Genomic DNA, 21,397 nt, shown 5'->3' with positions numbered 1-21,397 from the left:
GGCCCGACTCAAAACGGGAACAGCCAGGGCACCAGCGCCACGCTGATCGCCATCACGATCAGGGTGAAGGGGACTCCGATCTTGACGAAGTCGACGAAACGGTAGCCGCCGGGGGCGACCACCAGGGTGTTGACCGGCGATGACACCGGGGTCATGAACGCCGCAGAGGCGGCGAGGGCGACGATCATCGCGAAGGGATAGGGCGAGGCGTCGAGGCGCTCGGCGAGGGCGATCGCGATCGGGGCCATCAGCACTGCGGTGGCGGTGTTGGAGATGAACAGTCCGATCACCGCGGTGAGGGCGAAGAGGCCGGCGAGGATGGTGCGCGGTCCGAGCCCGCCGACGGTGTCGACCATCAGCTCGACCATCAGCGCTACCCCGCCGGTTTTCTGCAGTGCGATCGCGAACGGCATCATCCCGACGATCAGGATCAGGCTCGGCCAGTGGATCGAGCGGTAGGCGCTCTCTGCGTCGATGCAGCGGCTCGCCGCCATCAGCAGGCAGCCGATCAGCGCGGCGATCGCGTTGGGCACTGCGTTCGAGACCATCAGCACGATGGTGAGCGCAAGCGCCAGCAGCGCCAGCGGTGCCTTGCGGCGGCTGGGGGCGACGTCGTCGATCTCGGCGGGCAGGCCGAAGACGACGAAATCGCGCGAGTCGCGCTGCAGGCGCGAGATCCTGCGCCATTCGCCCGCCACCAGCAGCACGTCGCCGCTGCTGATCGGCTCGTCGATCAACGATCCGGCGAGTAGTTCTCCATTGCGCAGGATGCTGACCACGCTGAGCCCGGTGGTGCTGCGAAACGCAAGCTCGCGCAGGCTCTTGCCGAGCTTTTCCGAGTCGGGCAGCGGGGTGATTTCGGCCATGCCGATCTCCTCGACCCGATCGCTGAAATAGTCGCCGCGCAGGATCCTCGGCTCGAGCCCGCACTCGGCGCAGAAGGCGCGGACGCGGTCCTCATCGGCGGCGTCGACCAGCAGGGTGTCGCGCTCGCGCAGCTCGAGGCCCGGGAACACGGCGACGATCACCCGGCGCAGCCGGCGCTTGCGCTCGATCCCGATCGCATTGATCCCATAGCGCTCGCGCAGTGCGAGGGTGTCCATCGGCTTGCCGATCATCGGCGAGTCCGGTCGCAGCCTGAGTCGCCAGGCGCGTCCGCTGAGGCGGTAGCGCTGAATCAGCTGGTTCAGCGTGCTGCGGTTGCCCAGTGGCCCGGCGACCAGCCCGCCGTCGCCCGCCAGCCAGCGGCGCGCGATCAGCATGTAGCCGACCCCCACCAGCAGCACCACGACGCCCAGCGGGGTGATCGAGAAGAAGCCGAAGCCCTCGAGCCCCGCGCGCTGCAGTTCGCTGTTGACCACCAGGTTGGGCGCGGTGGCGACCAGGGTGGTCATCCCGCTGATCAGGCCGGCGAAGCTGAGCGGCATCATCAGCCGCGAAGGGGCGGTCTTGATCCGCGCGGCGACGCTGAGCACCACGGGTACGAAGATCGCCACTACGCCGGTAGAGCTCATCACCGCACCTAGCAGCACCACGCAAGGCATCAAAAGGATCAGTAGCCGCGTTTCGCTCTGGCCCGCCCCGCGCACCAATAGCCCTCCCAGCCGATGGGCGATGCCGCTGCGCACCAGGCCTTCGCCGATCACGAACATCGCCGCGATCAGCACAACGCTCGGATCGGAGAATCCCGCCAGCGCTTCCTCGGCGCTCAGCGTGCCGCTCGCAGCCAGCGCCACGATCGCCAGCAGCGCGATCACGTCCATGCGCACTCGGTCGCTGACGAACAGCGCGACGGTGAAGCCGAGCAGCGCCAGTACCCAGATCAGCTCCGCGTTCATCGGCGTCGCTCGGCATCGACTGCTGCGTGCAGCGCCGACGGAACGTGAAGTGCGCGCAGGCAGCCGGCGACTACGCGGATCGGCTGGTCAGCGCAAAAGTGGGCGGGAGAGGAGATGTCGGGCATGGGCTCTCGCGGGGCAGTGGCGGTCGGGTTGGAGACGACGCGCTAGGCTAGCGCTCGTCGATGGCGAAGCGGGCGATCGAGCTCGCCATCCAGCGCCCGATCAGGATCACCGCGAACAGCCGCATCACCTGTAGTGCCGCGACCAGGCCAACGTCCGCCTGGGTGTCGATGGCGATGATCGTCATCGAGTCCAGCCCGCCGGGGCTGGTGGCGAGGTAAAGGCTCAGATAGTCGGTGGCGATGAAATGCAGCACCAGCCAGGCCGAGAAGGCACAGAGCGCAATCAGCAGCAGCGAGGCGAAGACCATCCAGGGCAGCGAGCGCATCACGTAGCGTACCGTCGGGCGGTCGAAGCGCAGGCCGACGTAGCAGCCGATCGCGGCGTAGGCGATCGCGAGCAGCGGGGCCGGCAGGTTGATCTCCACCAGTCCGAGCAGGTGCAATGGCGTGGCCAGCAGCACGGGCCCGAGCAGCGCGCCCGCAGGCAGCAGCCGCTGGCCGATCAGCGAGCCGACCACCAGCACCGCCAGCGAGGCGGCGACGGGAAACAGCTCGAAGCCGTAGACGCTCTCCTTGACCGCGCTGCCTTCGCCAGTGCTGAAGACGTGACCGACCAGCGCACCGATCAATACCACGCAGATCACCCGCACGTACTGCATCGCGGCGACGATGCGCGGATCCGCGTCGTTTTCCTCCGCCATCGCCACCATCGCCGCCGCCGCTCCAGGGGTGGTGCCCCAAGCGGCCGTGGTGCCGGGCATCCCGCCGTAGCGTACGCTGACGACGCCGACCAGGTAGCTGAACGCCAAGGTCAGCGCGGTGGCGGCCACCATCAGCGGCCAGTGGCCGACGATGGTGGTGAGCACGGCGATGCTCAGCGTCTGGCTGATCAGCATGCCGACCGCTCCCTGGCCGAGCTTGAACCACAGCCGCGGCAGGCGCAGCGAAATACCGAGTATCGCGAGCACGATCGCCACCACCATCGGACCGATGAACTGTCCGGCGGGCATGTGCAGAGCGTCGAGGGTTTGACCAACCAGCGCGCTAAGCGCGATGAGGAGTAGCCAGCGCAAGGGGATCGGAAGACGGGATAGATCGAAGCGGGTCGCCAAGGGAGCATCTCCTGGTTGCCGGGCGATCATAGCATGCGGGTATATCCTCATCACTGCGCGGGCCGCCGGCGCTGCGCAATCGGCAGCGGGGTGCGCTCGGGGAGTCGCTCTCGATCGCCTGCCCGAGCCGCTATAGTCGATCCGTTTGGCCTCTTTTCCATTCGGGACATCACTACAATGACAACGATGCCAAAAAGGATGGTCGGCGCCGCGCTGCTGGGGTTCACCCTGGCGGGCATGGCATTTTCCGCCCAGGCGCAGAGTGCCACGCTGCGCCTCGAACTCGGCTGGCTGCCGAGCGGCGACAAGGCCTACGTCTATACCGCGGCGGCCCAGGGCTTCTACGCTCAAGAGGGGCTCGAGGTCGAGATCAACTCGAGTCGCGGCTCCAATGACGCGCTCACCAAGCTGGCCGCCGGCAGCGCCGATGTCGCCCTGCTCGGGATGCCGGCGCTGATGGCCGCCCGGGTCGAGAACCAGCTGCCGGTCAAGGCGATCATGTCGGTGCACACGCTGCAGCCGGACGCGCTCTTCACCTATTCGGGCAGCGGCATCGATTCGCTGGCGGCGACCGTCGGCAAGCGGGTGGGGACCTCGGCGTTCACCTCTTCCAACACCCTCTGGCCGGTGATGCTCGAGCACAACGGCGTCACCCCCGATCAGGTCACCCTGGTCAAGGTCGGCCCCGGCACCCTGGGGCCGATGCTGGCGCGCGGCCAGCTCGATGCGATCATCAACTGGATACCGGACGCGCCCAGGGTCGCCCAGCTGCTCGAGCAGACCAGCCGCGAGCTGGTCGCTCTGCCCTGGAGCGATGCGGGGCTAGATGGCTACGGGCAGGTAGTCGCCGCCCCCGAGGCGCTGATCGAGAGCCACCCCGAGCAGCTCGAAGGCTTCGTACGCGCCACCTTGCGCGGGCTGGAATACGCCAATGCCCATCCCGACCAGGCGGCTCAAGCGCTGGTCGCGGCGGTGCAGGAGGCGGATGCCGAGGTGATCGAGGCCGAGTACCGGGCGGCGATCGGGCTGATCGATACGCCCATCGCCCAGCGCGACGGGCTGGGCGCGCTCACTCCCGGGATGCTCGCGGCCAACTGGCGCTGGGTCAGCGCCTCGATGGACTACCCAACCGACCGGCTCGATCCCGACAGCGTCGTCGACCGGCGCTTTCTGCCCAATAACGTCCCACCTGTCCAGGAGTGACAGTGATGCCCGCCAATCATCCAACGCCCGGCGAAGCCACGCTCTCGCCGGGCGACGCCGAGTGGCTGCGCCATGCCATCGAGCTTTCGCACACCGCCCGCCAGCGCGGCAACCGCCCGTTCGGCGCAGTGATCGTGTCGCGGCAAGGGGAGGTGCTGGCCCGCGCCTGGAACAATACCTTCGAAACGCGCGACTGCACCGGCCATGCCGAGACCACCGCGGTACGCCTGGCCTCGCCGCGCTTTGGCCGCGAGACGCTCGGCGAGGCGACGCTCTACTCTTCGGCCGAGCCCTGCGTGATGTGCGCCGGCGCGATCTTCTGGGCCAACATCCAGCGGGTGGTCTATGGCATCGATGCAGTCAGCCTGCGGCGTTTTCGCGGCGAGCGGCTCGACCAGCGGGATGTCGAGTTGTCCTGCCGCGAGGTGTTCGACGCATCGCCCGGAGTGATCGAGTGCATCGGCCCCGCACTGATCGAGGAGGCCGCCGCGGCGCACCAGGGCGTATGGAAGGAGTGAGCGTCGCGCCAGCTATCCGCGCGGCGGTGCTCACCACTGCCGGCGGTCGCCCTGGCCGCGGGCGACGATCTCCTCGTTGAGCGCTCGAGCATAGGCGTCGGCGGCGACGGGGAGGAAGCGGCCGTTGCGGGCGTAGACGCCGAGGTCGCTGTAGATCGGCCCGCCGAGACGTACCGGAACGAAGGCGAGCGTCTCTTTCTCGAGCTCCTCGAGGATGCCGATCCGGGTCTGGAAGGCGATGCCGACCCCGCGCTTGGCCATTTGCTTGGCGAGCTCCACCGAGCTGACCCGGGCGACGCCGTTGGTCGGCCGCTCCTGGCCGCTGAACAAGGGGGCGACCAGCTGATAGAGCGACAGCTCCGGGGTGGGCAGGATCATCGGATACTGGCTGCAGGTGATCAGGTTGAGCTCGGCGTGGCGCGCGAGCGGATGGTCCGGGCGCATGATCGCGCCGAGCTCGAAGTGGGCGATCGCCAGCTGGCGCAGATCGGCATGGCGCTTGAGCGAGAAAGCGACGCCCAGGTCGGCCTGGCCCTTGGCCAGCGCCTCGGGAATCTGCTGGGAGCCGAGGATCGCGATATCGGTCGAGATGTTCGGGTAGCGCTCGCGCATGCGCTCGATCACCGTGGGCATCAGGTCGCTGATCAGCCCTTCGACGATCGCCAGCCTCACATGGCCGCTGCGCAGGCCTCGCAGCGCACCGAGCTCCGAGCGGGTGCGCTCGGTATCCTGCATCACTACCATCACGTGGCGGGCGAAGATCTCGCCGGCGGTGGTCAGCTTGAGCCCGCTGGGCAGGCGTTCGAACAGCGGCGCCTGGATTTCGTCCTCGAGCTTGATGATCTGCCGGCTGACCGCCGAGGAGGCGACGTTGAGCCGTCGCGCCGCCTCGCGGATCGAGCCGCAGCGGCGGACCATGTCGAAGTAGTGGATCGCGGCATTGTGCACGCGCAGGGTCTGCTTCATTGCGCTGCTCCCAGTATCAGCGGGTCGCCCAGAATTCGCGCTGCATCCGCGCGGTCTCTTCGGTCAGTTCCTCGATCGGCCCGATCAATTCCACCGGCTTCTGGCCATGATCGAACACGTAGCGCGATGAGACGCTCATGGTCGGGTTCTCGCCATGATCGCCGGTGGCCTCGAGCAGCTGGTGCTCGTGGAGGCCGAACACCACCCGGCCGATGTTGGCCCAATAGATCGTGCCCGAGCACATGCAGCACGGCTCCACCGCGGTGTAGAGCGTGCAGCGCCAGAGGTAGTCGGCGCTGAAGTTGGTCGCCGCGATCCGCGCCAGGGTCGATTCGGCGTGGTTGACCGTATCGATGTTGCACTGCTCGAGCAGCACCGTCTCGTGGTCCGGTGCGACCAGCACCGCGCCGAACGGATGGTGGCCCAGCGCGACCGCGCGCTGGGCGACCTGGTTGGAGCGGCGCAGGTGGCGGATCACCTGCTCGCGGCTGGGGGCGCTGCGCGGCGCCCCGGTGGTTGCGACACAAGGTTCCTGAGTCATTTCGGGCTCGTCATTGAGCGGCGGTATCGAGGAAGCGGGAGTCGATCAGCGCGGCGGGATCGATCGCGTCGATCGCGTAGCCGTCGGACTCGGCAACCCACCGCCAGGCGGTGGCGAGGCGCTGAGGCTCGAAGACGCCCAGCCCTTCGGTCTGGGAAATCTCGTTGTCGATCAGCGGGAAGGAGGCGCGCAGCTGGCCCTCGAGAATCGCCGGGTCGCTCTCCGGCACCACCTTGGCGAGGCCCGCCGCGGCCTGATCCGGATGGGCGATGGAGAACTCGATCGCCTCACGGGTGGCGGTGATGAAGCGTGCGAGCACCTCGGGGCGCGAGTCGATCATCCGCTGGCTCGCCATCAGGCTGTAGGCGTAGCCTTCGAGGCCGTGCTCGGAGAGCGGCAGCACCTTGAGCTTGCGCCCCGCGGCCTCCATCAGCGCCTCGGCATCGGGCTGTTTGGTCACCCAGTTGAGGTTCATCTCGACCTGGCCCTGGGCGAGCATCGGCGCGAGGCTCGCCGGCGAAACGTTGACCATGTTCACCTCGTCGGGATCGAGCCCGGCCTGGCGCAGCACCCCGGGCCACGGCGCGCTGGTCATCGAATAGGCCATGCGTTTGCCAAGGGTCGAGGCGAGGTCGGTCACGCCCGAGCCCTCGTAGGTGAATACCGCCTCCGGCGGCTTGGAGTAGATCGACATCACCGCTTTGACCGGTGCCCCGCCCTCGGCGTAGGCCTCCATCAGCGCATTGATGCCGGCGGCGCCGATGTCGGCGTTGCCGGCGGCGACCTGGGTCACCGCATCGGGCGAGCCGCGGCCGGGCGCCAGGGTGACGTCGAGTCCGGCGTCACGGTAGATGCCTTCGGCCACGCCGGCATAGAAGAATGCCTTGTCGCCGGTCGGCAGCCAGTCGAGCTGGACCCTTACCGGGTCGAGCTCGGCGGCTTGGACTGGCATCGCGGCGAGCATTGTGCAGGCGGGTACGGCCAGCAGGGCGGAAATCAGGCGGCGCAGGGTCATGGAAGAATGGTCCTTGGTCATCGGGCGGTGGATGGATGCAGGAAGAGCACGGCGGCGTCGAGGGCGGCGGCGAGATTCGGATGCAGCGGGGCGATGATGCTTTCGCTGATCATCAGGTTGTCGAAGCCGTCGAAATCCTCGATGCGCAGGCCGTCGTCGACCACCCGCGAGCGGTAGTCGCCGGCGCAGTCGCTCCAGGCGAACACCGGCAGTCCCCGGGCGAAGGCGTAGCCGACCTCCCAGATCGTGCCGGCATCGGCGGACGGACCGCGAAACGGTGACAGGTTCGCCACTACCAGCTCGGCACGGTCGAGCAGCGCGAGATTCTTGTGGAAGATCGCCGCGCGCATGGCTGCGCCATCCGCCAGCGCCGGCAGGCGATTGTCCATCGGTGTCATCGCCTCGAACCCGCGCGCCGTCGCCTGGGCATGGGCCTGCGCGGCGAGTGCCTCCGCCTCGGGGTAAAAGACCTCGGGGCCAGCGAAGTAGATCCGTTCAGCCACGATGCTCGCTCCACGGGAAGAGACGCCGCTGCAGCTGGGTGATCAGGCCGTAGAGCACCAGGCTCGAGGCGACCAGGATCACCAGTGCGGCGAAGGCGACCGCGATGCGAAACGAAGAGGTCGAATAGAGGATCAGGTAGCCGAGCCCGCGCTCGGCGGCGACGAACTCCGCCACCACCGCGCCGACGATCGCCAGGGTGATCGCCACCCGCAGTGCGCTGAACAGGTGCGGCAGGGCGTAGGGCATGCGGATCTGCCAGTACTCGCGGTTGCGCGATGCGCGCAGCGAGCGCGAAAGCTCGGTGAACTCCGCCGGCACCGAGGCGAGTCCGGTGGCGGTCGAGATCACGATCGGGAAGAACGAGATCAAAGTGGTGATCACTACCCGGGGCAGCACCCCGGCGCCGAGGGTGACGACGATGATCGGCGCGATGGCGACGATCGGGGTCGACTGGATCACGATCAGCCACGGCATCACCACGCGGGAGACCAGCTTCGAGCGGGTGATCGTGATCGCCAGCGGCACCGCGATCGCAGTGGCGATGGCGAAGCCCAGCAGCGCCACTTCCAGGGTCGCCCAGGTGTGTTCGAACCAGCGCGATGGCGACAGCGTCGTGAAGGCGGTGAGGATCGCGCTCGGCGCCGGCAGCACGAAGGCGGGAACCTGGAACAGGTCGCAGCCGAGCTCCCAGGCGAGTACGACGAAAATGAAGGCGATCAGCGAGGCATAGCGCGTCGCGATTCGCTTGAGTGCGCTCATGCGCGGGCCTCCTCGCCGCCAGCCTCGAGCGGTGCGCGGCTGAATACCTTGCGGCGGATATCGTTGGCCAGCTGGTTGTACAGCGGATCGGACAGGGTATCCAGCGTGCGCGGACGTGCCAGTGGCACATCGATGATCTCGGCGACCCGGCCGGGACGAGCGCTCATCACCACGATCCGGTCGGAGAGCAGCAGCGCCTCCTGGATCGAGTGGGTGACGAATACCACGGTCTTCGGCCGCTCGCTCCAGATCCGCAGCAGCTCGAAGCTCATTTCGTCGCGGGTCAGCGCATCGAGCGCCGAGAACGGCTCGTCCATCAGCAGGATGTCGGGATCATGCAGCAGCGAGCGGGCGATCCCGACCCGCTGCTGCATGCCGCCGGAGAGCTCGTTGGGCCGCTTGTGGCCGAACTCCTTGAGCCCGATCATCTCCAGCAGCTCACCGGCGCGTCGCTTCTCCTCCGCGGTGACCCGGCCGTACTTGTGCTTCATCGGGAAGGTGATGTTGTCGGCGACCGAGAGCCACGGCAGCAGGGTCGCCTTCTGGAACACCATGCCGATCTCGTCGCGCGGCTCGGTGACACGCTTGCCGTAGATCGAAAGCGTACCGCTGGTCGGCAGCAGCAGCCCCGAGACCAGCCGCAGGATGGTCGACTTGCCGCAGCCGGAGGGGCCGATCAGCGAGACGAACTCATGGCGCTCCAGCGCCAGGTCGACGCCGTCCAGCGCGATCACCGGGCTTCCGTCGCTGGAGCGGAAGGTCTGGCCGACCCCTTCTAGAGTGATCACCGCGCGCTCGTGGGCGTCGGCACTCATTGCTCGGCTCCGAGGAAGCGGGTGTCGACCAGGCTCGCCGGGTCGAGCGCATCGCGATCGAAGTCCATCGAGTCGGCGATCCACTCCCAGGTGGTCGAGAGCAGGGCAGGGTCGAAGGCGCCGAATCCGTCGCGTGCGGAGATCTCGTTGTCGATCAGCGGCAGCGAGTTGCGCAGCTCGCCCTCGAGCACGGCGAGATCCGCCTCCGGCACCGCTGCCTTGACCGCCGCCGCGGCCTGGTCGGGATGGGCGGAGGAGAATTCGATCGCGCGGCGCGAGGCCTCGACGAAGCGCCTGAGCACCTCCGGGCGCTGCTCGATGGTTCGCTCGGAAGCCATCAGCGAGAAGCCATAGCCCTCGAGGCCGAAGTCGGAGAGCGGCAGCACCTGGAGCTGCTTGCCGGCCTGGGCCAGCACCGACTCGGACTCCGGCGCCTTGGTCACCCAGTTCAGGGTCATGTCGACCCGCCCCTGCGCCAGCAGCGGCGCCATGCCGCTGGGATCGGTATTGATGACCGGAATCGAGTCGGGAGCGATGCCATTGCGCTCGAGCACCGCCGGCCACAGCGCATTGGAGGAGGAGAAGGTCGGCATCGCGAGCCGCTTGCCGACTGCGCTTTCAAGGTCGGTGATCCCCGAGCCCTCGACGGTGAAGATCGCATCCGGCGGCTTCGAGTAGATCGACATCACCGCCTTGACCGGCACACCGCCCTCCGCGGCGGCTTGCATCAGCGAGCCGATCCCGGCGGTGCCGACGTCGGCATTGCCGGCGGCGAGCTGGGTGACGGCATCGGCCGAGCCACGCCCGGGGCGAATGGTGACCTCGAGGCCGGCGTCACGGTAGAAGCCTTCGGCAACGCCTGCATAGACGAAGGCCTTGTCGCCGGCGGGCAGCCAGTCGAGCTGTACGCTGACCGCATCGAGCGCATGCGCGCTAGGGCTCAAGCCGAGCAGCAGCGAGAAGCCGAGGCCCGAGAGCAGGGCAGCGCCGGCGCTGCGGCTTGGAAGCGTCGAATTATGCCGCGAAGTCATGGTGTCTCCTGATCTTTGGAAATGACGGTGGGCGCGCCCGGTATGCCGCGATCCCACGGATGGCGAAGGCCAGTGCAATTTGCTTACCAACTGCGCCATGGGCGCAGGGCGGTGGGCCAGGGAGGAGAGCGTAACCGCTGCTAACCCCAAAGCGTTCGGATAATTGCGATTTGTCGATCACGATGATGCTGAATTGGCATCACGGCGTCAGCGTGCGGGTGCAAGCGACGAAGCGGGGGACTATGGGATTTGGTTGTCTCAGTTTGGTGCAATAATTTCCTCCGTAGTCCATTCATGCCTCAGTTTGGCGCTCGAGAAAACAGGCATCAGCCAACTGCCGCCGAGAGCCATCCCTGGCGCGGGTTCAGGCCGCGGTCAGGCACTGCAGGGCCATGGCCGCGGCGGCGGTGCGGTTTTCCACCCCCAGCTTCCTGAATACCTGCTCCAGGTGTTTGTTCACCGTGCGAGGGCTCAAGGAGAGGATCTGGCCGATTTCCCGGTTGGTCTTGCCCTGGGCGATCCATAGCAGCACTTGTGCTTCGCGTCGGGTCAGGCGCAGCTGGGTCTGGAGCACTTCGCTCTCCTCGTCCGCGCCGTGCCTCTGCAGCCGGAAAAGGTGATCACCTGGGGTGGCCTCTCCCAGGTAGCGCAGGCGTAGATCGCAAGGCAGCAGATTCAACGCCAGCTGGTCGCCTGCTCGAGGCGCGCGCAGCAGCCACTGGCGAATGTGCTGCGACAGTCTCGCCAGGCGCTCCTGGCGCTGCTCTTCGCTGCCTCCCAGGCGGCTTTCCGCCAAGGGTGTCGCCCATCGCCAGCGGCCGGTCGTATCGGTGGAGAACGAAGCCTGGCCGAGCTGGTCCAGCGCGATGCGCGCGCTATGGGCGAGGCGGGCATTGTTCAGGTGCACGCGGATGCGCGCGATGAGCTCGCAGGGGCGCACCGGCTTGGTGACGTAGTCCACTCCTCCCGCCTCCAGTCCGCGGATCACGTCCTCCGACTCGGTGAGCCCGGTCATGAAGATCACCGGGACGGCGGCGAGATCCGGTTTGCCTTTCAGCCGGCGGCAGGTTTCGAAGCCGTCCATGTTGGGCATCATCGCGTCCATGAGCACCAGGTCGGGAACCATCTTTTCCGCGATGCTGAGCGCCTGGGCGCCCTCCAGGGCCAATAGCGCGGTGAGCCCGGCCTGGTCCAGCGCGTGGTGGATCATGCCCAGGGAGTCCGGGGAGTCGTCCACCACCAGAATCAGATCCTTGCGGGTGGCGGCGGTCATTGGTGCGACTCCAGTAGTCGTATCAGTTCATGGAAATCGAATCGGTTCATCGCCGACTCGAGGGACATCGCCAGCGGTGCGGGAATCAGCCCACTCTGGCGCGCTTGCAGCAGGCGCTCTCGCAATCCGCGCAGATGACCGATCTCGGCGAGCGCGATTAGTTCGTCACGTAGATCGCCGTCGAGCTCCCGCACCTCCTCGAGCGTGAGGCCGGCGGGGGCGGTGTGGCGTTCGTACCGATGGGTCCAGCCCAGCTCGAGCTGCCGGGCCAAGGTGTCGAGCAGTGCCCCCAGCTTGAACGGCTTGATCAGGTAGTCGTCGTGCAGCCCTTGGGACAGGGCCGCGGCGTGATTTTCCCGCGCGCTCGCGGAGATCATCACCAAGGGCGCGCGGTATCCCTGCCGGCGCAGCAATCGCGCGGTTTGCCAGCCGTTCATTTGCGGCATGGCCACATCCATCAGCACCAGGTCCGGCGGGTTGTGCAGTGCCAGATCCAGGCCGCAGCGGCCATCCGGCGCTTCGATGACCTGGAATCCCAGCGGGGTCAGCATGTCGCTGATCAGGCCTCGATGGGTAGGGTCGTCGTCGATCACCAGCAGCGTTTTGCGCTCGCCGTCGTAGCCGTCGATAGGGCGATCCGACGCTCGTGGCTGCGTCCCTTGGGTGACGCTCGAGAGCATCACCGAAAGGCGGAACTCGCTGCCCTTGCCGGGCTGGCTCGAGACCTGCAGGTCGCCGCCCATGATCCCGGTCAGTAGCTGGGTGATGGTGAGTCCCAGCCCGGTGCCGCTAACCGCCGGTACCCCGGGCTTACGAATCCGCTCGAACGGTCGGAAGATGCGCTGCATGTCCTCCTCGGCGATCCCTATCCCGGTGTCCTTGACGGTGAACTCCGCCACCTGATTGCGGTAGCGGAAGCTCAGCGTCACTTTGCCCTGGTTGGTGAACTTGATCGCATTGGAAAGCAGGTTGATCAGAATCTGGCGCAGACGCCTTTCATCGGTGGTGACCCATTCGGGAATGCTCCCCTGGTGGTGGAATTCGAAGCCGATGCCTTTTTCCTGCGCCTGCAGGCGGAACATCGCCACCAGCTCGTCGATTAGCGACCGTACCCGGACCCGGTTGCGATAGAGCTCCAGGCGCCCGGCCTCGATCTTGGATATCTCCAGCAGCCCCTCGATGAGATCCGAGAGATGCCCCGTACTGCGGCGGATGGCGGCCACCGCCTCCCGGCGATGTTCGGGAATCAGCGGGTCGTGCTCCAGCAGCTGGGCGTAGCCGAAAGCGGCATTCAAGGGTGACCGGAGCTCGTGGCTGAGCCCGGTGAGGTAGCGGCTCTTCGCTTGATTGGCGGCTTCCGCCAACTCCTTGGCCTTTTGCAGGGCGAGATCGGTTTTCTCATGGGCCTTGATCTCCGCCATCAGCATCCGGGTTTGTCGATGGGACTCCTCCTGGGCGACCACCCGGCTCTCGTGGGCGAGCACGAACAGCCAGGCCACCACGCCGCTGATGATCACCAGAATGGCGAAGACTTTCGCCAGGGTGGCGATCATCAGTTCGCTCACCTCCGGCGACGTGGCGGGGAGCTGGTAGAAGACCAGAGCGAAGAAGCCTGCGATCACCAGGATGATCAGCATCAGCAGGCTGATGAAGTGTCCGATCCTCGAATTGATGTGTTGGAGCGCTCGTTGCGGCAGGGCCATGCCCAGCCAGTCAATCAGCTGCTGCTGGAAACCCGCATGCTGCTTGCAGGCATCGTTGCAGCGTGCGTCCAGCGAGCAGCACAGCGAACAGATCGGGCTGTTGTAGGCCGGGCAGAAGGCCATGTCTTCGTCGTCGAAGTGGTGCTCGCAGATGCAGCACGGGCGGCCCCGGGTGGCGGTGGCCGGCTCCGGGGTGCGGGCGATGTAATAGCGCCCGCGGGTATGGAGCGCGATGGCCGGAGCGGCGATGAAGGCGGTGAGCAGCGCCAGGAAGGAGGCCAGCGCCGCCGGTACCTCTCCCCACAGGCCCAGGCGTGCCGCCAGGGCTACGGCCGTGGCCAGCAGCATCGAACCGAAGCCCACCGGATTGAGATCGAAGAGGTAGGCGCGCTTGAACTCGATGTGCTTGGGGCTCAGCCCCAGCGGCTTGTTGATCACCAGGTCCGCCACCAGCGAGCCGATCCAGGCCATCGCTACCATCGAGTAGGTGCCGAGGATGGCTTCGAAGGCGCGGTAGATGCCGATCTCCATCAGCACCAGGGCGATCATCACGTTGAACACCAGCCACACCACGCGACCCGGATGGCTGTGGGTGAGGCGCGAGAAGAAGTTCGACCAGGCGATCGAGCCTGCGTAGGCGTTGGTGACGTTGATCTTGAGCTGCGAGAGCACCACGAAGATGCCGGCCATCGCCATCAGCGTGGCGGGGTGGGAGGTGATGTGGCCGAAGGCCACCAGGTACATGTGCATCGGCTCCTGGGCTTCGCTGCGTGACAGCCCATGGGAAAAGGCCAGTACCGCGAGAAACGAGCCGGCCAGGGCCTTGATCGCGCCGACGATCGCCCAGCCGGGGCCGCCGCTCAGCATCGCCAGCCACCAGTGCAGGCGCTTGCCGGCGGTGGGCTCCGGCAGAAAGCGCAGGAAGTCGACCTGCTCGCCGATCTGCGCCACCAGTGCGAACATCACCGTCGCCCCGGCACCGAACAGCAGCAGGTCGAATCCTCCCCCGACGTTGTCGAGCCCGTCGAAGTCCGACCAGCGTCCGAGCGATGCGGGGTCCTGCAGCAGGATGAAGACGAAGGGCGCCAGCTGCAGGACGATCCACAGCGGCTGGGTCCAGATCTGGAAACGGCTGATGTAGGTGATGCCGTGGGTGACGATTGGGATCACCACCAGGGAGCTGATCACGTAACCCCAGGTGAGTGGAATGGCGAACAGCACCTCCAGCGCCAGCGCCATGATCGCCGCTTCCAGGGCGAAGAAGATGAAGGTGAAGGTGGCGTAGATCAGCGATGTCAGCGTGGAGCCCAGGTAGCCGAAGCCGGCGCCGCGGGTGAGCAGGTCTATGTCCACCCCATAGCGGGCGGCGTAGTAGCTCACCGGCAGGCTGAGCAGGAAGATCGCAAGGCTCACCACGATGATCGCCGCGACCGCGTTGGTGAATCCGTAGTTGAGGGTCAGGGCCCCGCCGATCGCTTCCAGGGCGAGGAAGGAAATAGCGCCGAGCGCGGTATGGGCTACGCGTCCAATGGACCAGCGGCGCGCCGATTTGGCGGTGAAGCGCAGGGCGAAGTCTTCGAGGGTCTGGTTGGCTACCCACTTGTTGTAGTTTCGCCTGACACGGAAGATCCGCTGCGGGGTAGTGGTCCGTTCTCTTCCGGTTCTGTACGGCAAGGTCGCAACCCTCCGCATGATGGCGCTTTTGTTATTGTCCTTGGCCTTGGGCGTATCGCGGAGCCTGCGACCGAGTGCAGGCTGCGCCCTGGTTATAAGCGGAAAAGATCGCAGAAGCCATTAAACGACCAGGAGGTATCTCCAGTTCGCCTATGCATCTTCGTTGGGTACCTGCGAAGCCTAGGGGCTGAAGGTGCGGTGCGGTATGCGTCAAATGACGTAGTGGCCTGGAGTATTTCCCGCATGGGCCGATCGGGGCGCGGTTCCCATACTGGCTAGCCGAGGGACTCAGAGTGATTCCCATCGAAGACGCTGACCAGGGGACAACCATGAAAACGATCCAATACCCATGTTCGCCGACGCCGTGGCGCAGCCTGACGATGGGACTGATGGCACTGCCGGTGGCGCTTGCGCTGTCCACCTTCGCTCTCGCCAACTCGCCCACCGAAGAGATCAATACCACCGGCCTTGCGGTCACCGACGATACGGTACGGGTCGGTATCCTGCACTCCCTGACCGGCACCATGGCGATCAGCGAGACCGGATCGGTGGAGGCGGAGCGGCTGGCGATCGAGCAGATCAACGCCCAGGGCGGAGTGCTGGGCCGCCAGATCGAGCCGATCATCGAGGATGGCGCCAGCGACTGGCCGACCTTCGCCGACCGTACCCGCAAGCTTTTGACCCAGGACAAGGTGGCGGCGATCTTCGGCGCTTGGACCTCCGCCTCGCGCAAGGCGATGCTGCCGGTGCTCGAGCGTGAGAACGGCTTGCTCTACTACCCGACCTTCTATGAAGGGCTCGAACAGTCTCCCAACGTGATCTACACCGGCCAGGAAGCCACCCAGCAGATCCTCGCCGGCATCGACTGGGCATGGAACGAGCAGGGCGCTCGCACTTTCTACCTGATCGGCTCCGACTACATCTGGCCGCGCACGTCGATGAAGATCGCGCGCATCCACATCGAGGACGTGCTCGGCGGCGAGGTGCTGGGCGAGGACTACGCACCCCTCGGCCACACCTCCTTCGGCTCCAACATCAACCGCATCCGGCTGCGCAATCCCGACGTGATCTTCGCCGCCGTGGTCGGCGGCAGCAACGTGGCGTGGTTCCGCCAGCTCAATGCCGCCGGGATCAACGCCGAGAACCAGAAGCTTTTGACCATCTCTGTCACCGAGGACGAGGTGCTGGGCATCGGCGGTGAGAACGTCGAGGGCTTCTTCTCCTCGATGAAGTACTTCCAGAGCCTCGACAACGACAACAACGCCGCCTTCGTCGAAGCCTTCAAGCAGCGCTGGGGCGAGGATAGCGTGATCGGCGACGTGACCCAGGCCGCCTATCTCGGCCCTTGGCTTTGGAAGGCCGGGGTGGAGAAGGCCGGCAGCTTCGACATCGATGCGGTCTCCGCCGCCATGGCCGACATCGAGCTGACCACCGCGCCCGAAGGCTACGTCAAGGTGCACCCGAATCGTCACCTATGGAGCCAGACCCGGATCGGGCGCTGGAACAATGATGGCCAGGCGACGGTGGTCTGGGAGTCCGAGCCGATCGAGCCCAATCCTTTCCCGGAAGGCTATCAGTAAGCCGCGCCCCTGCCTGCGGCGACCCCCGCGTCGCCGCGGCCCACCGAGACGTTTCGCCTAACGCTGCCTGCTACAGGGGGAAGCCACCATGGGTGGATTCAGCGCGCAAGATCTAACCGCCATCTTCGTCATGCAAGGCTTCGCTGGATTGAGCTTCTTCAGCGTGCTGCTGCTGATGGCACTGGGGCTGGCGATCATCTATGGCCAGATGCGGGTGATCAACATGGCCCATGGCGAGTTCATGGTGATCGGTGCCTATGCCTCCTACCTGCTCTCCGGCGCCCTGCGCCATTTGCCGGCGGGCACGGATATCGCGGTGCTGCTGGCCATTCCAGTGGCGTTCCTCGCCGCCTTCGTGGCCGGCTATCTGATCGAGTGGCTTCTGATCCGACATCTCTATCACCGGCCGCTGGATACCCTGCTGGCCACCTGGGGGCTGGCGCTGATCATGCAGCAGGGCTTTCGCTCGGCGTTCGGTGCCCGTGAAGTGAGCGTGCCGGTACCGGACTGGCTGCGCGGTTCCTATCGCCCGACGATGATCATCGACATCCCGCTGAACGGCCTGGCGATCATGCTGCTCACCGTGCTGGTCACCGCCGCGGTGTGGTGGTTCCTCTATCGCTCGCGCTGGGGGCTGAGGGTGCGATGCACCACCGCCAACCGCGAGATGAGCGGCGCGGTGGGGATCAATACCAAGCGGGTCGACCGCATGACCTTCGCGATCGGCTGCGGCATCGCCGGTATCGCTGGAGCGGCATTCACCACCATCTCCTCCACCGGGCCGACGAGTGGATCGCTCTACATCGTCGACACTTTCCTGGTGGTGGTCTTCGGCGGCGCGGGCAGCCTGATCGGCACCATCGCCTCGGCCTTCTCCATCGCCCAGGCCCAATCGGTGATGGAGTTCTTCATGGGCGGATCGATGGCCAAGGTGCTCACCCTGCTGACGGTGATCGTCATCCTGCTGCTTCGCCCGGAAGGGCTGGTGGCCAGCAAGGTCCGGCGCTAAAGGAGCACTCTTGCGATGATCAAGCTTCCCGGTTTTCTCCGCGGCCGCCACGGCGGCCCCCTCGGCATCCTGATCCTGGCGGCGGTGCTGCTGGTCGCGATGCCGGCACTGCTGGATCTCTACCGGCTGAACCTGGCCGGGCGCTACCTGACCTATGCCTTCGTCGCCGTCGGGCTGGTGCTGTGCTGGGGCTACGGCGGCATCCTGAGCCTCGGCCAGGGGATCTTCTTCGGCGTCGGTGGCTACGCCATGGCGATGTTCCTCAAGCTCGAGGCCTCCGATCCAGAGAGCACCCGCATCCAGACCACGCCGGGGATTCCCGACTTCATGGACTGGAACCGGATCACCGAGCTGCCGTGGTTCTGGGTGCCGTTCGAAAGCCTGGCCTTCACCCTGGTCGCGGTGCTGGTACTGCCGGCCGCATTCGCCTTCGTGATCGGCTATGCGATGTTCAAGCGCCGGGTCAGCGGCGTCTACTTCGCCATCATCACCCAGGCGCTGGCGGTGGTGCTGACCATCCTGATCGTCGGCCAGCAGGGCTATACCGGGGGCATCAACGGCATCACCGACCTGCGCACGCTCAAGGGCTGGGACATTCGCGACGAGTCCGCCCAGTACCTGTTCTATTACCTCAACGCAGTGCTTCTGATCGGCTGCGTGCTGCTTGGGCGCTGGGTGCTCAACGGCAAGTACGGGCGCATTCTCACTGCGCTTCGCGACCGCGAGGACCGGGTGCGTTTCTCCGGCTACGACGTGGCCGATTTCAAGATCTTCATCTTCTGCCTGGCGGCGTTCATGTCGGGGATCGGGGGGGCGATGTTCACCCTCCAGGTCGGCTTCATGTCGCCCTCCTTCGTTGGCATCGTGCCCTCCATCGAGTTCGTCATCTTCGCCGCCGTGGGCGGTCGCCTGTCGCTGCTCGGCGGGGTTTACGGCGCGCTGCTGGTCAGCTACGCCAAGACCCTGTTCGCCGAAGCCTATCCCCAGCTGTGGCAGGTGATGATCGGCACGGTGTTCATCCTGGTGGTGCTGGTGCTGCCCTATGGGCTTGCCAGCGTCTACCAGCGCTACGGCAAGCGGGTGCTCTCAAGGCTCAAGGGTTCGCGCCGTGCACCACCGCCGCCCCCGTCCTCTCTACCGCAGGACAGCGCCACGGAGGGACGGCGATGAGCTCGAACACCGATTTTCTGCTTGCCATCGAGGATCTCACCGTCTCTTTCGACGGCTTCAAGGCGATCGAGGGCCTGTCCTTCTACATGGACAAAAACGAGCTGCGGGTGGTGATCGGCCCCAACGGCGCGGGCAAGACCACGCTTTTGGACCTGATCTGCGGCAAGACCCGGGCCACCGAGGGGTCGATCAAGTTCAAGGGTAAGGAGCTCACCCGCATGAGCGAGCACCGCATCGTCTGGGAGGGCGTGGGTCGCAAGTTCCAGAACCCCTCCATCTACGAAGGGCTGACGGTGTTCGACAACCTCGAAGCCTCCTACCCTCGGGGGCGTGGCGTATTCGGCGCCCTGGCCTTCAAGCGCGACGAGGAGGTCGTTGAGCGAATTCGCCAGGTAGCGCGGGAGATCCAGCTCGACGACAAGCTGGAGCAGGAGGCTGGACTGCTGAGCCATGGCCAGAAGCAGTGGCTCGAGATCGGCATGCTGCTGATCCAGGACCCAGAGCTTTTGCTGCTCGACGAGCCGGTGGCCGGGATGAGCCTGAGCGAGCGCTTGGAGACGGCGCAGCTGCTCAAGACCATCGCCAAGGGTCGCTCGGTGGTGGTGATCGAGCATGACATGGCGTTCGTGAAATCCCTGGGCGGCAAGGTGACCGTGCTGCACCAGGGGAAAATACTCGCCGAGGGGGCGATGGAGGCGCTGCAGCAGGACCGGCGCGTCATCGACGTCTATCTGGGTCATTGAGAGGGCACCGCGATGCTGGAAGTGAGGGATCTACGAGTGAGCTACGGCCAGAGCGAGGTCATTCATGGCATCGACTTCTCCACCGCCGCGGATGAAACCCTGGCGATCATGGGCCGCAACGGCATGGGCAAGACCACGCTGTTCAAGTCGCTGATCGGCATCCTCCCGGCCAGTTCGGGCAGCATCGTGCTCGACGGCCGCGAGCTGAACGAGCTGCCCAGCCATGAGCGGGTAGCGGCGGGCCTGGCCTATGTCCCGCAGGGGCGAATGATCTTCCCCAGTTTGACCGTGATGGAGAACATCGAGTCGGGACTGGAGACGGTCAAGACCAAGAAGGTGCCGGATGAGATCTTCGAGCTCTTTCCGGTGCTGCGCGACATGCGCGGCCGCAAGGGGGGCAATCTCTCCGGCGGGCAGCAGCAGCAGCTGGCCATCGCCAGGGCGCTGGTCTCTGAGCCCAAAGTGCTGCTGCTGGACGAGCCGACCGAGGGCATCCAGCCCTCGATCATCAAAGACATCGCCCACACCCTCAACGAGATACGCCGGCTGAAGAAGATCTCCATCGTGGTATCGGAGCAGGTGCTCAGTTTCACCATGTCGATCGCCGACCGCCTGGTGGTGATCGAGAAGGGCAAGTTCATCCACGAGGAGGAGGGCAAGAGCGCCAACCAGGAGAAGATCGCCAGCTACTTGTCGGTTTGACCATTGCGTTCGAGGCGGTTTTTACGACCAAAAGCAGACCAAAAACAAAGAGGAACAGCTGATGCGTCATGGAGATATTTCCAGCAGCGACGACACCGTGGGCGTCGCGGTGGTCAACTACAAGATGCCGCGCCTGCATAGCCGCGACGAAGTGCTGGCCAATGCCCGCGACATCGCCGAAATGATCAAAGGCATGAAGATTGGCCTGCCGGGTATGGATCTGGTGGTGTTCCCGGAATACAGCACCATGGGCATCATGTATGACCGAGACGAGATGATGGCCACCGCCGCCACCGTGCCGGGCGATGAGACTGCCATCTTCGCCGCCGCCTGCCGGGAGGCGAATACCTGGGGCGTGTTCTCGCTCACCGGCGAGCGTCACGAGGAGCACCCGCGCAAGGCGCCCTACAACACGCTGGTGCTGATCGACAACCTCGGGCAGGTACGGCAGAAGTATCGCAAGTGCATTCCCTGGTGCCCCATCGAGGGCTGGTATCCCGGCGATACCACGTACGTCAGCGACGGGCCGAAGGGCATCAAGATCAGCCTGATCATCTGCGACGATGGCAACTACCCGGAGATTTGGCGCGACTGCGCGATGAAAGGGGCCGAACTGATCGTGCGCTGCCAGGGCTACATGTACCCGTCCAAGGAGCAGCAGGTGCTGATGGCCAAGACCATGGCCTGGGCCAACAACTGCTACGTGGCGGTGGCCAATGCCGCCGGCTTCGACGGCGTCTACTCCTACTTCGGCCACTCGGCGATCATCGGCTTCGACGGCCGCACCCTGGGCGAATGCGGCGAGGAGGAGATGGGCATCCAGTACGCCCAGCTCTCCATCGGCCAGATCCGTGACGCCCGCGCCAATGACCAGTCCGAGAACCACCTGTTCAAGCTGCTGCATCGCGGCTACACCGGGGTGCACGCCTCCGGCGATGGCGATAAGGGCATCGCTGACTGCCCCTTCGAGTTCTACCGCACCTGGGTAACGGACGCGCAGAAGGCCCAGGAGAACGTCGAAGCGATCACCCGCAGCACCATCGGCGTGGCGCAGTGCCCGGTGGGTGAGCTGCCGGTCGAGGGCAAGGAGCGGACCGCCGGCGGCTGAAACCAGAC

The 21,397-nt window shown here is 65.9% G+C and carries 19 protein-coding genes; 8 read left to right on the top strand and 11 right to left on the bottom strand.

The window, feature by feature from the left end:
* Window positions 1-8 precede the first annotated feature (8 nt).
* Both Q376_RS0100595 and Q376_RS0100590 read right to left on the bottom strand, forming a co-directional pair.
* On the bottom strand, window positions 9-1,838 hold the full coding sequence (locus tag Q376_RS0100595) for an SLC13 family permease (protein WP_027348645.1): 1,830 nt from the start codon (window positions 1,836-1,838) through the stop codon (window positions 9-11).
* A 172-nt stretch (window positions 1,839-2,010) separates the two neighbouring features.
* Window positions 2,011-3,075 carry an AbrB family transcriptional regulator gene (locus Q376_RS0100590; protein WP_027348644.1) on the bottom strand — a complete coding sequence of 355 codons (1,065 nt, stop codon included), beginning with the start codon at window positions 3,073-3,075 and terminating at the stop codon, window positions 2,011-2,013.
* A 177-nt stretch (window positions 3,076-3,252) separates the two neighbouring features.
* On the opposite strand from Q376_RS0100590, the gene Q376_RS0100585 reads away from it, so the two are divergent.
* Entirely contained in the window at window positions 3,253-4,278 is a 1,026-nt protein-coding gene (locus tag Q376_RS0100585) for an ABC transporter substrate-binding protein (protein ID WP_043445493.1), read from the top strand.
* A 5-nt stretch (window positions 4,279-4,283) separates the two neighbouring features.
* Window positions 4,284-4,796: a nucleoside deaminase gene (locus tag Q376_RS0100580; protein ID WP_027348642.1), complete on the top strand. Its 513-nt coding sequence runs from the start codon at window positions 4,284-4,286 to the stop codon at window positions 4,794-4,796.
* Window positions 4,797-4,826: 30 nt separating this feature from the next.
* Here the strand turns inward: Q376_RS0100580 and Q376_RS0100575 are convergent, their stop codons facing one another.
* From Q376_RS0100575 to Q376_RS0100535, 9 genes are all read right to left on the bottom strand, one after another.
* Window positions 4,827-5,762: a LysR family transcriptional regulator gene (locus tag Q376_RS0100575; protein WP_027348641.1), complete on the bottom strand. Its 936-nt coding sequence runs from the start codon at window positions 5,760-5,762 to the stop codon at window positions 4,827-4,829.
* 16 nt (window positions 5,763-5,778) lie between these two features.
* The gene (locus Q376_RS0100570) at window positions 5,779-6,303 is read right to left on the bottom strand and encodes a nucleoside deaminase (RefSeq protein WP_052364807.1); all 525 of its coding nucleotides are present in this window, start codon (window positions 6,301-6,303) and stop codon (window positions 5,779-5,781) included.
* 10 nt (window positions 6,304-6,313) lie between these two features.
* Window positions 6,314-7,318 (bottom strand): ABC transporter substrate-binding protein, encoded by a 1,005-nt coding sequence (locus tag Q376_RS0100565; protein WP_027348639.1) that lies wholly within the window; start codon window positions 7,316-7,318, stop codon window positions 6,314-6,316.
* Between the two features lie 17 nt (window positions 7,319-7,335).
* Window positions 7,336-7,821, bottom strand: coding sequence for a nucleoside 2-deoxyribosyltransferase (locus tag Q376_RS20910; RefSeq protein WP_052364806.1), 486 nt, complete (start codon window positions 7,819-7,821; stop codon window positions 7,336-7,338).
* Window positions 7,814-8,581: an ABC transporter permease gene (locus tag Q376_RS0100555; RefSeq protein WP_027348638.1), complete on the bottom strand. Its 768-nt coding sequence runs from the start codon at window positions 8,579-8,581 to the stop codon at window positions 7,814-7,816. Before Q376_RS0100555 ends, Q376_RS20910 begins: the two co-directional genes overlap by 8 nt.
* Window positions 8,578-9,396 (bottom strand): ABC transporter ATP-binding protein, encoded by an 819-nt coding sequence (locus Q376_RS0100550; RefSeq protein ID WP_027348637.1) that lies wholly within the window; start codon window positions 9,394-9,396, stop codon window positions 8,578-8,580. Before Q376_RS0100550 ends, Q376_RS0100555 begins: the two co-directional genes overlap by 4 nt.
* Window positions 9,393-10,427, bottom strand: coding sequence for an ABC transporter substrate-binding protein (locus Q376_RS0100545; protein WP_052364805.1), 1,035 nt, complete (start codon window positions 10,425-10,427; stop codon window positions 9,393-9,395). Before Q376_RS0100545 ends, Q376_RS0100550 begins: the two co-directional genes overlap by 4 nt.
* Before the next feature lie 364 nt (window positions 10,428-10,791).
* A complete protein-coding gene (locus tag Q376_RS0100540; RefSeq protein ID WP_027348635.1) occupies window positions 10,792-11,700 on the bottom strand; it encodes a response regulator transcription factor in 909 nt (302 codons plus the stop codon).
* Window positions 11,697-15,077, bottom strand: coding sequence for a hybrid sensor histidine kinase/response regulator (locus Q376_RS0100535; protein WP_245598870.1), 3,381 nt, complete (start codon window positions 15,075-15,077; stop codon window positions 11,697-11,699). Before Q376_RS0100535 ends, Q376_RS0100540 begins: the two co-directional genes overlap by 4 nt.
* Before the next feature lie 329 nt (window positions 15,078-15,406).
* On the opposite strand from Q376_RS0100535, the gene urtA reads away from it, so the two are divergent.
* From urtA to Q376_RS0100505, 6 genes are all read left to right on the top strand, one after another.
* On the top strand, window positions 15,407-16,657 hold the full coding sequence (urtA, locus tag Q376_RS0100530; RefSeq protein WP_027348633.1) for an urea ABC transporter substrate-binding protein: 1,251 nt from the start codon (window positions 15,407-15,409) through the stop codon (window positions 16,655-16,657).
* Between the two features lie 88 nt (window positions 16,658-16,745).
* Window positions 16,746-17,666 (top strand): urea ABC transporter permease subunit UrtB, encoded by a 921-nt coding sequence (urtB, locus tag Q376_RS0100525; protein ID WP_027348632.1) that lies wholly within the window; start codon window positions 16,746-16,748, stop codon window positions 17,664-17,666.
* Between the two features lie 15 nt (window positions 17,667-17,681).
* Window positions 17,682-18,836 carry an urea ABC transporter permease subunit UrtC gene (gene urtC, locus Q376_RS0100520; RefSeq protein ID WP_027348631.1) on the top strand — a complete coding sequence of 385 codons (1,155 nt, stop codon included), beginning with the start codon at window positions 17,682-17,684 and terminating at the stop codon, window positions 18,834-18,836.
* Window positions 18,833-19,579, top strand: a complete 747-nt coding sequence (gene urtD / locus Q376_RS0100515) for an urea ABC transporter ATP-binding protein UrtD (RefSeq protein WP_027348630.1) — start codon at window positions 18,833-18,835, stop codon at window positions 19,577-19,579. The genes urtC and urtD overlap by 4 nt, the downstream gene beginning before the upstream one ends.
* A 12-nt stretch (window positions 19,580-19,591) precedes the next feature.
* Entirely contained in the window at window positions 19,592-20,281 is a 690-nt protein-coding gene (urtE, locus tag Q376_RS0100510) for an urea ABC transporter ATP-binding subunit UrtE (RefSeq protein ID WP_027348629.1), read from the top strand.
* Between the two features lie 61 nt (window positions 20,282-20,342).
* On the top strand, window positions 20,343-21,389 hold the full coding sequence (locus Q376_RS0100505) for an aliphatic amidase (protein WP_027348628.1): 1,047 nt from the start codon (window positions 20,343-20,345) through the stop codon (window positions 21,387-21,389).
* Window positions 21,390-21,397: the final 8 nt, after the last annotated feature.

This window comes from Halotalea alkalilenta DSM 17697, from assembly GCF_000621205.1.
Lineage (GTDB): Bacteria > Pseudomonadota > Gammaproteobacteria > Pseudomonadales > Halomonadaceae > Halotalea > Halotalea alkalilenta.
This window is presented reverse-complemented; position numbering and strand designations above follow the sequence as displayed.